The following is a 15272-nucleotide window of genomic DNA, read 5'->3' as shown; positions in this document are numbered from 1 at the left end:
CACGGGTCTGACCGGCCCACCGGGCGGGGCCCACCCCCGCCCGCCACGACGACGAGGAGGACAACCGTATGGCACAGCCGCAGCAGTCAGATGGGGCAGACGGCGCAGAAACGGGGAAGCCACCCCTGCGCGTCGGCATGGTCGGCTACGCCTTCATGGGCGCCGCCCACTCCCAGGGCTGGCGCACCGCGGGCCGCGTCTTCGACCTGCCGCTGAGCCCCGAGCTGGCCGTGCTCTGCGGCCGGGACGCCACCGCGGTGCGCGCGGCGGCCGACCGCCACGGCTGGGCGGACACCGAGACCGACTGGCGTGCCCTGGTCGAACGGGACGACGTCGACCTCGTCGACATCTGCACCCCGGGCGACAGCCACGCCGAGATCGCGGTGGCCGCCCTCGCCGCGGGCAAGCACGTGCTGTGCGAGAAGCCCCTCGCCAACACCGTGTCCGAGGCCGAGGCGATGGTCCGTGCCGCCGAAGAGGCCCAGGGGCAGGGCCGGTTGGCGATGGTCGGCTTCAACTACCGCCGGATACCCGCGACCGCGCTGGCCCGGTGGATGGTGGCCGAGGGCCGCATCGGCACCCTGCGGCACGTACGGGTGGCGTACCTGCAGGACTGGCTGGTGGACCCCGCGTTCCCGCTGACCTGGCGGCTGCGCCGGGAACAGGCCGGCTCCGGCTCGCTCGGCGACCTCGGCGCGCACATCGTCGACCTGGCGCAGTACCTGGCGGGGGAGCCGCTGGCGGGTGTCTCCGCGCTCACCGAGACGTTCGTCCGCCGGCGGCCGCTGCCCACCGGGCCCACCAGCGGACTGGCCGCCGTCGATGCCGTCGGGGCTACCGGCACCGGCCAGGTCACCGTCGACGACGCCGCCCTGTTCACCGGCCGCTTCGCCTCCGGCGCCCTCGCCTCCTTCGAGGCCACCCGGTACGCCACCGGCCGGAAGAACGCCCTGCGCATCGAACTCAACGGCGAACGCGGCTCGTTGGCCTTCGACCTGGAACGGCTCAACGAGCTCTCCTACCACGACGGCACCGAGCCCGGCGCGCACGCGGGGTTCCGCCGCATCCTCGTCACCGAACCCGACCACCCCTACCTGGACGCCTGGTGGCCGCCGGGCCACGGCCTCGGCTACGAGCACACCTTCGTGCACCAGGCCCGCGACCTGGTCCACGCGGTCGCCGACGGCCGCACACCCGAACCCTCCTTCGCCGACGGGCTGCAGGTGCAACGCGTGCTCGCGGCCGTGGAGGAGAGCGCCGAGAAGAACTCCCTCTACACGCCGATCGCCGCCTGAGGAGGACGGATACCGATGCCGCGCAACTTCACGCTGTTCACCGGACAGTGGGCGGACCTGCCCCTGGAGGAAGTCTGCCGACTCGCCCGCGACTTCGGCTATGACGGTCTCGAACTCGCCTGCTGGGGAGACCACTTCGAGGTCGACAAGGCGCTCGCCGACCCGTCCTACGTCGCCTCCCGCCACCAGCTCCTCGACAAGTACGGCCTCACGTGCTGGGCGATCTCCAACCACCTGGTCGGCCAGGCGGTGTGCGACGCCATCATCGACGAACGCCACCAGGCCATCCTGCCCGCCAGGATCTGGAGCGACGGCGAACCCGAGGGCGTACGGCAGCGGGCCGCCGCCGAGATCAAGGACACCGCGCGCGCCGCGGCCCGCCTCGGCGTCGACACCGTCATCGGGTTCACCGGGTCGGCGATCTGGCATCTGGTCGCCATGTTCCCACCCGCTCCCGAGTCGATGATCGACCGCGGCTACGAGGACTTCGCGACGCGCTGGAACCCGATCCTGGACGTCTTCGACGCCGAGGGCGTGCGGTTCGCGCACGAGGTGCACCCCAGCGAGATCGCGTACGACTACTGGACCACCGTGCGCACCCTGGAGGCGGTCGACCACCGGCCGGCCTTCGGGCTCAACTTCGACCCCTCCCACTTCGTGTGGCAGGACCTCGACCCGGTCGGCTTCCTGTGGGACTTCCGCGACCGGATCTACCACGTGGACTGCAAGGAGGCCCGCAAGCGCCTCGACGGCCGCAACGGCCGCCTCGGCTCCCACCTGCCCTGGGGCGACCCCCGGCGCGGCTGGGACTTCGTCTCCGCCGGCCACGGCGACGTCCCCTGGGAGGACGTCTTCCGCATGCTGCGCTCCATCGGCTACCAGGGCCCCGTCTCCGTCGAATGGGAGGACGCCGGCATGGACCGGCTCCAGGGCGCCCCGGAGGCGCTGACCCGGCTCAAGGCCTACGACTTCGAGCCGCCCAGCGCGTCCTTCGACGCCGCGTTCAACAGCTGAACCGCACGTCCGACGGCAGGTCGGGGGCGGGGGCCGGAGCATCCGCCGGTCCCCGGTCCGGCCTGCCCGGATCCCGCTTTGTCCTGCGTCGGGGAAAAGCTCGGACAGCCCTGGCCCAAGGGGTGTTCGTTCCGGAAGAACGCGGTTACCGTCCCTGAAGTGTTCAGGACACCCACGCCTCCGGGGTGACGGCGCACCCCGGCATCCGCACGCACCGCACGTCTTCGCACCGTTCCGTACGGCCCCACCCCGTTCCCGGAGGGACTTCGTGCACAGAAGCAGACTCAAACCCACCCACACCACGAGGCGTCCCAGACTTCGCACCACCCTCGCCCTGTTCACCGGCCTGATGCTGGCCGTGGGCGCCCCGGCGACCGTCGCCGGCGCCCATCCGGGCCACCCGGAGCACGACGAACCGGCGGCCGCCGAGGGGCAGTTCCAGCAGGTACCGCTCGCCAAGGGCGAGCCCGAGACGGGCGAGCCGATGTCGCTCGCCGTGCTCCCGGACCGCAGCGTCCTGCACACCTCGCGCGACGGCACACTGCGCCTCACCGACCAGGGCGGCGTCACCAAGGTCGCCGGCAAGATCCCCGTCTACAGCCACGACGAGGAGGGCCTGCAGGGCGTCGGCATCGACCCGGACTTCGAGAACAACCGGGCGATCTACCTCTACTACGCCCCGCCGCTCGACACCCCCGCGGGCGACGCCCCGGAGACCGGCACCGCCGAGGACTTCGCGAAGTTCGACGGCGTCAACCGCCTCTCCCGGTTCGTCCTCAACCCCAACGGCACGCTGGACATGGCCAGCGAGAAGAAGGTGCTGGACGTCGAGGCGTCCCGCGGCATCTGCTGCCACGTCGGCGGCGACATCGACTTCGACGCCGAGGGCAACCTCTACCTGTCCACCGGCGACGACACCAACCCCTTCGCCTCCGACGGCTTCACGCCGATCGACGAGCGGCCCGGCCGCAACCCCGCCTTCGACGCCCGCCGCAGCTCCGGCAACACCAACGACCTGCGCGGCAAGATCCTCCGCATCAAGGTCGCCGAGGACGGCTCGTACACCGTCCCGGAGGGCAACCTCTTCGCGCCCGGAACCGAGAAGACCCGCCCCGAGATCTACGCGATGGGCTTCCGCAACCCGTTCCGGATCAGCGTCGACGAGAAGACCGGCACCGTCTACGTCGGCGACTACGGTCCCGACGCCGGCGCCGCCGACCCGAAGCGGGGCCCGGCGGGACAGGTCGAGTTCGCCAAGGTCACCGAGCCCGCCAACTTCGGCTGGCCGTTCTGCACCGGCGACAACGACGCCTACGTCGACTACGACTTCGCCACCAAGACCTCCGGCGAGAAGTTCGACTGCGACGCCCCGAAGAACACCTCGCCGCACAACACCGGTCTCACCGACCTGCCGCCCGCCCAGCCCGCCTGGATCCCGTACGACGGCGGTTCCGTGCCCGAGTTCGGCAGCGGCTCCGAGTCCCCGATGGCCGGCCCGGTCTACCGCTACGACGCCGAGCTCGACTCCAAGGTGAAGTTCCCCGAGGCGTACGACGGCGACTTCTTCGCGGGTGAGTACGGCCGTCGCTGGATCAAGCGGATCGAGCAGACCGAAGACGGCTCCGTCGCGAAGATCAACGACTTCCCGTGGACCGGCACCCAGATCATGGACATGGAGTTCGGCCCCGACGGCGCGCTCTACGTCCTGGACTACGGCCTCTCCTGGTTCCAGGGCGACGACAACTCCGCGCTGTACCGGATCGAGAACGCCCAGGACGGCTTCTCCCCGATCGCCGAGGTGAGCGCGGACAAGACCTCCGGCGCGGCCGGCCTCAAGGTCGCCTTCACCGCCTCCGCCAAGGACGCCGACTCCCCGGACCTCACCTACAGCTGGGACTTCGGCGACGGCACCAAGGGCGAGGGCCTCACCCCCACCCACAAGTACAAGAAGGTCGGCACCTACACCGCGACCTTCACCGCGAAGGACCCCGAGGGCAACACCGGCAACGCCAGCGTCCGCATCGTGGTCGGCAACACCGAGCCCGAGGTGACGATCGACCTCCCGGGCAACGGCAGTCTGGCCGCCTTCGGCGAGCCCGTCCCGTTCAAGGTGACCGTCACCGACCCCGAGGAGAAGGTCGACTGCTCCAAGGTCAAGGTCGTCTACAGCCTCGGCCACGACTCCCACGCCCACGAGCTGACCAGCGAGACGGGCTGTGAGGGCACCCTCAAGCCGCCCCCCGGTGACGGCGGGCACGATCCCAACGCCAACATCTACGGTGTCGTCGGCGCCAGTTACACCGACGGCGGGGCCAACGGGCAGGAGGCCCTGACCGGCACCGCCCGCACCGTGCTCCAGCCGCTGCACCGCCAGGCCGAGCACTTCACCACCCAGTCGGGCGTGAAGACCTTCGACAAGACCGCCGCCAACGGCGGCAAGACCGTCGGAGACATCCACGACGGCGACTGGATCTCCTTCAGCCCCTACCGGTTCGACGGGCAGAAGAAGATGACCGTGCGGGCCTCCTCCGGCGGCGCCGGCGGCTTCGTCGAACTGCGCACCGGCTCGCCCGACGGCAAGCTGCACGGCTCGGCGTACATCCCGCCGACCGGAAGCTGGGAGACGTTCCAGAACGTCGACGTGCCGCTGCGGTCGCTGCCGAAGAAGACCACGGAGATCTACCTGGTCTTCCGGGGCGGCGACGGCGCGCTGTACGACGTGGACGACTTCGAGTTCTCCACCCGGCCGTTCAAGGGCGGCAAGAAGGTCCTGGTCTTCTCCAAGACCGCCGGCTTCCGGCACGACTCCATCCCGGCCGGCATCGCAGCCCTCAAGGAACTCGGCACCCCGGCCGGCATCACGGTCGACGCGACCGAGGAGGCCGGACAGTTCACCACGGCCAACCTCGCCAAGTACGACGCGGTGGCCTTCCTGTCCACCACCGGCGACGTGCTCAACGCCACCCAGCAGAAGGCATTCGAGAACTACGTCGAGAACGGCGGCGGCTACCTGGGCATCCACGCCGCCGCCGACACCGAGTACGACTGGGAGTTCTACGGCGGCCTCGTCGGCGCCTACTTCGACTCGCACCCGGCCATCCAGAAGGCCACCGTGCGCGTCGAGGACCACGACCACCCGTCCACCGCGCACCTGGACGACGCCTGGGAGCGCACCGACGAGTGGTACAACTACCGCACCAACCCGCGTGAGCAGGCCAAGGTCCTCGCCACCCTCGACGAGACGACCTACCAGGGCGGCACCATGAAGGGCGACCACCCGATCGCCTGGTGCCAGAGCTACGGCGGCGGCCGCTCCTTCTACACCGGCGGCGGCCACACCAAGGAGTCCTACGCCGAGGAGGCCTTCCGCGCCCATCTGCTCGGCGGTCTGCAGTACGCCACCGGCCAGGTCAAGGCGGACTGCAAGCCCGGCAAGGACTACCGGAAGATCTTCAACGGCCAGACCCTGGACGGCTGGAAGCAGGCCGGCCCCGGCAAGTTCAACGTCAAGGACGGCACCCTGGAGACCGAGGGCGGCATGGGGCTGCTCTGGTACCAGGCCAAGGAGCTGAAGTCGTACTCCCTCAAGCTCGACTGGAAGATGCGGGGCGACGACAACTCCGGTGTCTTCGTGGGCTTCCCGGCCTCCGACGACCCCTGGTCCGCGGTGAACAAGGGCTACGAGATCCAGATCGACGCCACGGACGCGCCCGATCGCACCACGGGCTCCGTCTACTCGTTCCAGTCGGCGAACATCAAGGCCCGTGACCAGGTCCTGCGTCCGCCCGGCCAGTGGAACTCCTACGAGATCAAGGTCCAGGGCGAACGGCTCCAGGTGTTCCTCAACGGAGTCAAGATCAACGACTTCACCAACAAGGACCCCGAGCGGAGCCTGACCGACGGCTACATCGGCCTCCAGAACCACGGAGCCGACGACCATGTCTCCTTCCGCAACATCCAGCTGAAGGAGCTGCCCTCCTAAGGGCGACCGGAACGGCGGCGGGCGGAGGACGCCGGACCTCCGCCCGCCGTCCGGCCGGGCCCCGCGCCCGGCACCCCGCCGGGCCCCCGCGGGCCCGCTTCCGGCGCCTCACACCCGGTTCGCGTACGACAAGGAGGCTGCCCATGTCCGCCGAACCGTCCCTCCCCACCCCCACCTCCGTCCCCTCCCCGGCCCCGCGCTTCGGCGTCTGGCTCATCGGGGCGCGCGGATCCGTGGCCACGACCGCGATCGCGGGCTGCGCCGCCGTCACCGCCGGACTCCACCCGCCGACCGGCATGGTCACCGAGACCCCCGACTTCACCTCGTGCGGCCTGCCGCCGCTGTCCTCCCTCGTCTTCGGCGGCCACGACACCGTCGACTGCCCGCTGCCCAAACGTGCCGAACACCTCGCCGCCGGCGGCGTCCTGCCGCACGGCCTGCCCTCCGCCGTGCACGCCGAACTCGTCGCCGCCGACCGGGAGATCAGACCCGGCGGCCCCCTGCCCGGTGCCACGGACGGCGGCTCGGACGGCCACGACGACGAACTGATCGACGTGTTCGCCGACGACATCCGCGACTTCGTGCGCCGCCAGGGCCTCGCGGGCGCCGTCGTGGTGAACGTCGCCTCCACCGAGCCCGCTCCCGCCGACGGCTCCCTGCCGCCGAGCTCCCGCTACGCGGCGGCCGCCCTGCGCGCCGGCTGCCCCTACGTGAACTTCACCCCCTCCACGGGCCTGCACCACCCGGCACTGGCTCCGCTCGCCGAGTCCTCGGGTCTGCCGTACGCGGGCCGCGACGGCAAGACCGGGCAGACCCTGCTGCGCTCCGTGCTCGGCCCGATGTTCCTGCAGCGCGCCCTCGCCGTGCGCGCCTGGTCCGGCACCAACCTCCTGGGCGGCGGCGATGGTGCCGCCCTCGCCGACCCCGCGGCCGCCGCCGCCAAGAACGCCGGCAAGGACCGCGTCCTCGCCGACACCCTCGGCACCACCCCCGAGGGCGAGGTCCACATCGACGACGTACCCGCGCTCGGCGACTGGAAGACGGCCTGGGACCACATCGCCTTCGACGGCTTCCTCGGCGCCCGCATGGTCCTGCAGACCACCTGGCAGGGCTGCGACTCGGCGCTCGCCGCGCCGCTCGTCCTCGACCTGGCCCGGCTGGTCGTCCGCGCCCGGCAGCGGGGCCTGTCCGGCCCGCTGGGCGAGCTCGGCTTCTACTTCAAGGACCCGGTGGGGGACGGCCCGTCCTCGCTGGCCGAGCAGTACGCGGAGCTGAGGCGCTTCGCCGGACGGCTGCGGGACGGCGCCGACGAGCACGGGGTGCGGCGATGAGCCGCGCGGCCGCCCCGGCACGGGACACGCCCGCGACGGCCGGGCCGACGGCGACGGACGGCCCGGCCCCCGGGAGCGCCGCCACGCCCCTTTCCGGCGCCGCGCCCCGCACCTCCCGCCCCCGCTCCGGCCGCGCGGGCGCCTGGGCCGAACTGCTGCGCCTGCCCGCGCTGTTCACCGTCCCCGGCGACGCCCTGGCCGGCGCGGCGGCGGCCGGCGCGCGCCCCGGGCCCCGCACCCTGCTCGCCATCGGCTCCTCCCTGTGCCTGTACGAGGCCGGCATGGCCCTGAACGACTGGGCGGACCGCGCCGAGGACGCCGTGGAACGCCCGCACCGCCCGCTTCCGTCCGGCCGCATCCGCCCGGCCGCCGCCCTCACCGCCGCCGGTGCCCTCACCGGCGCCGGACTGGCGCTCGCCGCCGGTGCGGGACGCCCCGCCCTCGCGGTGGCCGCGCCCCTGGCGGCGACCGTCTGGGCCTACGACCTCGCCCTGAAGCACACCCCCGCCGGTCCCGCGGCCATGGCCGCCGCCCGCGGACTGGACCTGCTCCTGGGCGCGGCCGCCACCGGCGGCGGCACCCGGGCCGCGCTGCCCTCCGCCGCGCTGCTCGGCACGCACACCCTCGCGGTCACGGCCGTCTCCCGCCGGGAGACCACCGGCGGCTCGGTCCTGGCCCCACTGGCGGCCCTCGCGACGACGGGGGCGCTGACACGACTGGTCACCCGCCCCACCCGACCCCCGGCAGGCCGACGGGCAGCAGCCGCCCCCGGCCTGCCGGGCTCCAGCCCGGCCGAAGGCCCGCCCAGCGCCACCGGCGTCCTCGCCACCGCCCTGGGCGCCGCCTACGCCGCCACGGCCGCCCGGCCCTACTTCCACGCCACGCTCAACCCCTCGCCCCCGCTCACCCGACGCGCCGTCGGGAGCGGCATCCGGGCCACGATCCCGCTCCAGGCCGCGCTCGCCGCCCGCTCCGGCTCGGCCGTCACCTCCCTGCTCGTCGCGGCCCTGGCCCCGGCCGGCCGGATGTTCGCGAGGAGGCCCGGCATGAGGAAGGTGAGCATCACGTGAGCCGGAACCCGAACGGCGTCTCTTCGCCCCCTCTCCGCTTCGGCTACGGCACCAACGGCCTCGCCGACCTCCGCCTCGACGACGCCCTCGCCCTGCTCGCCGACCTGGGCTACGACGGGGTCGGACTGACCCTCGACCACATGCACCTCGACCCGCTCGCCCCGGACCTCGCCGCCCGCACCCGCCGGGTCGCGCACCGGCTGGACGCGCTCGGGCTCGGCGTCACCGTGGAGACCGGCGCCCGCTATGTGCTCGACCCCCGCCGCAAGCACGGCCCGTCGCTGCTGGACCCCGACCCGGACGACCGCGCCCGCCGCGTCGACCTCCTCCTGAGGGCGGTCCGCGTCGCCGCCGACCTCGGCGCGCACGCCGTGCACTGCTTCAGCGGCACCGTCCCCGACGGCACGGCCGAGGACACCGCCTGGGAACGCCTCGCCGAGACCCTCACCCCCGTCCTGGACGCCGCCGCCACCGCCGGCGTCCCGCTCGCCGTCGAACCCGAACCCGGCCACCTCCTCGCCACCCTCGCCGACTTCCACCACCTGCGCCGCACGCTCGGCGACCCCGAGCCCCTCGGCCTCACCCTGGACCTCGGCCACTGCCAGTGCCTCGAACCCCTCCCGCCCGCCGACTGCGTACGCGACGCCGCCCCCTGGCTGCGCCACGTCCAGATCGAGGACATGCGCCGCGGCGTCCACGAACACCTGCCCTTCGGAGACGGCGAGATCGACTTCCCGCCCGTCCTCGCGGCCCTCGCCGCCACCGGCTACCGGGGCCTGACCGTCGTCGAACTGCCCCGCCACTCCCACGCGGGGCCCCACTTCGCCGAACGCTCCCTCCCGTTCCTCCACCGGGCCGCGGCGGCGTCCCCCCTCACGAACCGCTCGGGCGAGCCCTCCGCCACCCACTGAAGGGAGCCACCCCCATGACGCAGCCACACGCCACCCACGCCACCCGGGACGCGGACGGCACCCCCGCCGGGCAGGACCCTCAGGGCACCACCCCCGCCCACGTACCGCCCACCGACCTGCGCGCCGCCCTCACCGCCGAGCTCGGCGGAGCCGCCCGCGCCTGGCTCGACCAGGCCCTCGAGGAGGCGGCCGGCCGCCCCGGCACCCACGGGCCGATCTCCCTCTGGGAGCTGCGCTTGGCCGAGGCGGGCCGCCGCTGCGGCCCCGCCCACGCCGACGCCGCCCGCGTCCTGATCCTGCACGCGGCCCGCGCCGACCTGGAAGCGCTGACCCGGGTCTACCACCAGGGCACCGCCGACGAACGCCGGGCCGTCCTGCACGCCCTGCCCCACCTCGTGCCCGGCCCCGAGGCCCGCCCGCTTGTCGAGGACGCGCTGCGCACCAACGACACCCGGCTCGTCTCCGCCGCCGTCGGCCCGTACAGTGCCCGGCACCTCGACGCCCACGCCTGGCGGCACGCCGTACTGAAGTGCCTCTTCACCGGCGTCTCCCTCGACCACGTGGCCGACCTGCCCCGGCGCGCCCGGGGCGACGGCGAACTCGCCCGCATGCTCGGCGACTACGCCGACGAACGCACCGCCGCGGGCCGCCCCGTCCCGGAGGACCTGCACCGCGTACAGGCACTGATCCGATCCGGGTCCGCCCCCTCGACGCCCGCCACGGACGACCCCCACGGCCCCCACGGCAAGGAGTCCTGATGCGCCTCTTCGACCCCCACATCCACATGACCTCGCGGACCACCGACGACTACGAGGCCATGTACGCGGCGGGTGTCCGCGCCGTCGTCGAGCCCGCCTTCTGGCTCGGCCAGCCCCGCACCTCCCCGGCCTCCTTCCTCGACTACTTCGACGCCCTCCTCGGCTGGGAACCCTTCCGGGCCGCCCAGTACGGCATCGCCCACCACTGCACCCTCGCCCTCAACCCCAAGGAGGCCAACGACCCGCGCTGCACGCCCGTCCTCGACCTGCTGCCCCGGTATCTCGTCAAGGACAACGTCGTGGCCGTCGGCGAGATCGGCTACGACTCCATGACGCCCGCCGAGGACACCGCGCTCGCCGCCCAGCTCCAGCTCGCGGCCGACCACGGCCTGCCCGCGATGGTGCACACCCCGCACCGCGACAAGCTCGCCGGTCTGCGCCGCACGCTCGACGTCGTCCGGGAGTCCGCGCTGCCCGTGGACCGTGTCCTGGTGGACCACCTCAACGAGACCACCGTCAAGGAGGCCAAGGACAGCGGCTGCTGGCTGGGCTTCTCCGTCTATCCCGACACCAAGATGGACGAGGAACGGATGGTCGCGATCCTGCGCGCCCACGGCCCCGAGCGGGTCCTGGTCAACTCCGCGGCCGACTGGGGAAAGAGCGATCCGCTCAAGACCCGCAAGGTCGCCGACCTGATGCTCGCCGAGGGCTTCACCGAGGACGACGTCGACCGGGTGCTGTGGCGCAACCCCGTCGCCTTCTACGGACTCAGCGGCAGGCTCACCCTCGACGTCACCGCCACCGAGGCCACCCACGAGGGCAACTCCATCCTGCGCGGCGCGCCCGGGAACGAGCCCGCGCGGGCCGCCGGCACCCCCGCCGCGGAGGCGTGAGCCATGCGCTTCCGCCACCCCGACGGCTCCACCGTCCACCTGGCCTACTGCACCAACGTCCACCCCGCCGAGACCCTCGACGGCGTCCTCGCCCAGCTGCGGGACCACTGCGAGCCCGTCCGCCGCCGCCTGGGCCGGGACAGGCTCGGCATCGGCCTGTGGCTCGCCAAGGACGCCGCCCACGCCCTGGTCACCGACCCGTCCGCCCTGCGCGGCCTGCGCTGCGAACTCGACCGGCGCGGCCTCGAGGTCGTCACCCTCAACGGCTTCCCCTACGAGGGCTTCGGCGCCGAGGAGGTCAAGTACCGCGTCTACAAGCCGGACTGGGCCGATCCCGAACGCCTGGAGCACACCACCTCGCTGGCCCGCCTGCTCGCCGGACTCCTCCCCGACGACGTCCCCGACGGCAGCATCTCCACCCTGCCGCTGGCCTGGCGCACCGCCCACGACCCGGAGCGCGCCGAAACCTCCCGCACCGCCCTGCGCACCCTCGCCGAACGCCTCGACGCGCTCCAGGAGCTGACCGGGCGCTCCATCCGCATCGCCCTGGAGCCGGAACCCGGCTGCGTCGTCGAAACCACCCACGACGCCATCGAACCGCTCACCGCGATCGGCCACGACCGCATCGGCATCTGTGTCGACACCTGCCACCTCGCCACCTCCTTCGAAGACCCGCACACCGCCCTGGACGACCTCACCCGGGCCGGCGTCCCCGTGGTCAAGTCCCAGCTCTCCGCCGCACTCCACGCCGAACAGCCCCACCTCCCCGAGGTCCGCGAGGCCTTGGCCGCCTTCGCGGAACCCCGCTTCCTGCACCAGACCCGCACCTTCCCCACTCCCGACTCCGCTCGAGCGGGAGGGACCCCCACCGCCGCCGGACTGCGCGGCACCGACGACCTCGCCGAGGCCCTGGCCGGCAACGCCCTGCCCGACGCGGCACCCTGGCGCGCCCACTTCCACGTCCCGCTGCACGCGGCCCCCACCGCACCCCTCACCTCCACGCTGCCCGTCCTGAAGACCGCCCTGACCCGGCTCGTCGGCGGCCCGCACCCGCTCACCCGCCACCTCGAGGTCGAGACCTACACCTGGCAGGCCCTCCCACCCGAACTGCGGCCCCGGGGCCGCGCCCAGCTCGCCGACGGCATCGCCGCCGAACTCACCCTCGCCCGCGACCTGCTGACGGACCTAGGCCTGAAGGAACTCCCTTGACCCCGAACCCCACAGCGGACCGCACCGCCGGCCCCACCCCCCTCCTCGTCCTCGACGTCGTGGGCCTCACCCCCCGCCTCCTCGACCACATGCCCCACCTCAAGCAGCTCGGCCAGTCCGGCTCCCGCGCACCGCTCGGCACCGTGCTGCCCGCCGTCACCTGCGCCGCCCAGTCCACCTTCCTCACCGGCACCCTCCCCTCCGAGCACGGCATCGTCGGCAACGGCTGGTACTTCCGCGAACTCGGCGACGTACTGCTGTGGCGCCAGCACAACGGTCTCGTCGCCGGGGACAAACTCTGGGACGCCGCCCGCCGCGCCCACCCCGGCTACACCGTCGCCAACATCTGCTGGTGGTACGCCATGGGCGCCGACACCGACATCACCGTCACCCCCCGCCCGGTCTACTACGCCGACGGCCGCAAGGAACCCGACTGCTACACCAGGCCCCCGGCCCTGCACGACGAACTCACCGAAGAACTCGGCACCTTCCCGCTCTTCCACTTCTGGGGCCCCGGCGCGGACCTCGTCTCCAGCCGGTGGATCATCGACGCGACCCGCCACATCAACCGCACCCGCCACCCCGACCTGACCCTCTGCTACCTCCCTCACCTCGACTACGACCTGCAGCGCTTCGGCCCCGACGACCCGCGCTCCCTGAAAGCCGCCGCCGACCTGGACGCCGCCCTGGCCCCGCTCCTGGACGACGCCCGCGCCGAGGGCCGCACCGTCGTCGCGCTGTCCGAGTACGGCATCACCCGGGTGAACCGGACCGTGGACATCAACCGCGCCCTGCGCCGCGCGGGCCTGCTGGAGGTGCACACGCAGGACGGCATGGAATACCTCGACCCGATGGCGTCGCGCGCCTTCGCGGTCGCCGACCACCAGATCGCCCACGTCTACGTACGCCGCCCCGAGGACCTCGACGCCACCCGGGCCGCCCTCGAAGGGCTCCCCGGGATCGAGCAACTCCTCGACGACGAGGGCAAGAAGGCGCACCACCTCGACCACCCGCGCGCCGGTGAACTGGTCGCCGTCGCCGAACCCGACGCCTGGTTCACGTACTACTACTGGCTCGACGACGACCGCGCGCCCGACTTCGCGCAGCTCGTCGAGATCCACCGCAAACCCGGCTACGACCCGGTCGAGCTCTTCATGGACCCCCTCGACCCGTACGTCAAGGTCAAGGCGGCCACCGCGCTGGCGCGCAAGAAGATCGGCATGCGCTACCGGATGGCGGTCGTGCCCCTGGATCCGTCACCTATTCGGGGCAGCCACGGCCGCCTCCCGGCGAGCGACGACGACGGTCCGCTCCTCATTTGCTCCACCCCCCGTGCCGTCGGCGACCGCGTGGCGGCCACCGATGTCAAACAACTCCTGCTCCGGCTCGCCGGACTCGACTGACGCACCATCACGGCTGACGCACCACCACGCAGGCCCCTCCGAGATCCAGCTACGGAGAGTGAAACACACGGCACTGACAACGGCCGGTCCCGGCAGGACCGGAACCGGCCACGACCGAGAAGGCAGGCCACTCGTGACCCTGTACTCCGACCCCTCCCGCGCCGAGACCGTCACCACCTCGGCCACCGACGCCCCGGACGAGGGGCTGCGCCGCTCCCTGGGCGTGGACCGGCGCCGTTTCCTCAGCACCTGCACCGCCGCGGCGGCCGGGGCCGTCGCGCTCCCCGTCTTCGGGGCCGCCCCCGCCCTGGCCCACGACCGAGGCAGAGACCACGGCCACGGGCACGACCACGGTCACGGGAGCGGCGGGCAGGTGCTCGTCCCGCCGCACAAGCGCGGCATCATCCTCTACACCGTCCGTGACGCCACCGGCCGCGACCCCCTGTCCACCGATCTGCCCTCCGGCTTCCGCGAGGTCTTCAAGCAACTGGCCCGCCACGGCTACCGCCAGGTGGAGTTCGCCGGCTACAACCAGCACGCGAACGCACCCGGCGGCGCCAGTCTCGAATCCGTCGCGGGAGCGAGGCTGCTGCGCTCCTGGCTCGACGACTACGGCCTGCGCGCCCAGGGCAACCACGGCTTCATCCCGTCCTCCTGGCCGTTGACCACGGCGGACCTGGACACCTTCAAGAAACACCTCGAGATCGCCAACATCCTCGGCCTGGACCACATGGGCACCGGCGGCGACCCCACCGGCAGCTCCCACCGCGCCGACTGGGACGTGGCCGCCGACAAGTGGAACGCCCTCGGCGCGATCGCCCGCCGCGAGGGCATCAAGCTCTACACCCACAACCACGACGGCGCCTACGGCTTCCTGCTCGACGGCGGCCCGCTGGACGACCAGGGCCGGCCGACCCGCAGTTTGGGCATCCGGAAGCTGGAGTACTTCCTCAAGGTCACCGACCCCAAGGCCGTCTGGCTGGAGATGGACATCTTCTGGGCGCACGTCGCCCAGTACAAGTTCCACACGTACACCGCCCACGACGGCTCCACGCGCAGGAACGTCTTCGACCCGGCCGGCCTGGTCGCCCGCAACAACAAGCGCTACCCGCTGTTCCACGCCAAGGACGGCGTCGTCAGCACGACCAACGGCATGGGCTACGAGATGGTGCCCTTCGGAACCGGCGTCATCGACTACACGACGTTCTTCTCCCGGGTCGGGCAGCGGAACTACCACAACCCGATGGTCGAGGACGACACCGCCCCGAGCGCCACCGACCCCGGGCAGTCGCTGCGCGAGGCCAAGATCAGCTACGACAACCTGGCGGCCCTGCGCAAGCGTCGCCGCTGACCGCGAAAGCGCACACGGACCGGGCGGTCCCTCCCGCGTGCTGCGGGAGGGACCG

11 protein-coding genes are annotated in these 15272 nt (G+C 72.7%); all 11 read left to right on the top strand.

What is annotated here, in order from left to right:
- The first annotated feature begins 68 nt into the window (after positions 1-68).
- The 11 genes from AB0I73_RS13440 to AB0I73_RS13390 all read left to right on the top strand — a co-directional run bounded on the left by AB0I73_RS13440 (position 69) and on the right by AB0I73_RS13390 (position 15217).
- Positions 69-1295 (top strand): Gfo/Idh/MocA family oxidoreductase, encoded by a 1227-nt coding sequence (locus tag AB0I73_RS13440; protein WP_363036807.1) that lies wholly within the window; start codon positions 69-71, stop codon positions 1293-1295.
- Between the two features lie 15 nt (positions 1296-1310).
- Positions 1311-2309, top strand: a complete 999-nt coding sequence (locus AB0I73_RS13435; RefSeq protein WP_363036805.1) for a sugar phosphate isomerase/epimerase family protein — start codon at positions 1311-1313, stop codon at positions 2307-2309.
- A gap of 268 nt (positions 2310-2577) precedes the next feature.
- The gene (locus AB0I73_RS13430; protein WP_363036803.1) at positions 2578-6291 is read left to right on the top strand and encodes a ThuA domain-containing protein; all 3714 of its coding nucleotides are present in this window, start codon (positions 2578-2580) and stop codon (positions 6289-6291) included.
- 143 nt (positions 6292-6434) lie between these two features.
- The gene (locus AB0I73_RS13425) at positions 6435-7622 is read left to right on the top strand and encodes an inositol-3-phosphate synthase (protein ID WP_202277032.1); all 1188 of its coding nucleotides are present in this window, start codon (positions 6435-6437) and stop codon (positions 7620-7622) included.
- Positions 7619-8692: an SCO3242 family prenyltransferase gene (locus AB0I73_RS13420; protein WP_363036800.1), complete on the top strand. Its 1074-nt coding sequence runs from the start codon at positions 7619-7621 to the stop codon at positions 8690-8692. Before AB0I73_RS13425 ends, AB0I73_RS13420 begins: the two co-directional genes overlap by 4 nt.
- On the top strand, positions 8689-9603 hold the full coding sequence (locus AB0I73_RS13415; RefSeq protein WP_363036798.1) for a sugar phosphate isomerase/epimerase family protein: 915 nt from the start codon (positions 8689-8691) through the stop codon (positions 9601-9603). Before AB0I73_RS13420 ends, AB0I73_RS13415 begins: the two co-directional genes overlap by 4 nt.
- A 14-nt stretch (positions 9604-9617) precedes the next feature.
- Positions 9618-10361, top strand: coding sequence for an EboA domain-containing protein (locus AB0I73_RS13410; RefSeq protein ID WP_363036796.1), 744 nt, complete (start codon positions 9618-9620; stop codon positions 10359-10361).
- Complete coding sequence (locus AB0I73_RS13405) at positions 10361-11254, top strand: TatD family hydrolase (RefSeq protein ID WP_363036794.1); 894 nt, start codon at positions 10361-10363, stop codon at positions 11252-11254. Before AB0I73_RS13410 ends, AB0I73_RS13405 begins: the two co-directional genes overlap by 1 nt.
- Before the next feature lie 3 nt (positions 11255-11257).
- Positions 11258-12463, top strand: a complete 1206-nt coding sequence (gene eboE, locus AB0I73_RS13400; RefSeq protein ID WP_363036792.1) for a metabolite traffic protein EboE — start codon at positions 11258-11260, stop codon at positions 12461-12463.
- Positions 12460-13866 (top strand): nucleotide pyrophosphatase/phosphodiesterase family protein, encoded by a 1407-nt coding sequence (locus AB0I73_RS13395; RefSeq protein ID WP_363036790.1) that lies wholly within the window; start codon positions 12460-12462, stop codon positions 13864-13866. The genes eboE and AB0I73_RS13395 overlap by 4 nt, the downstream gene beginning before the upstream one ends.
- Before the next feature lie 133 nt (positions 13867-13999).
- On the top strand, positions 14000-15217 hold the full coding sequence (locus AB0I73_RS13390) for a sugar phosphate isomerase/epimerase family protein (protein ID WP_363036788.1): 1218 nt from the start codon (positions 14000-14002) through the stop codon (positions 15215-15217).
- Positions 15218-15272: the final 55 nt, after the last annotated feature.

The sequence above is a fragment of the Streptomyces sp. NPDC050388 genome, from assembly GCF_040655635.1.
Classification (GTDB): domain Bacteria; phylum Actinomycetota; class Actinomycetes; order Streptomycetales; family Streptomycetaceae; genus Streptomyces.
The sequence above is the reverse complement of the archived record's forward strand: the minus strand, read 5'-3'. Positions and strand labels throughout refer to the sequence as shown.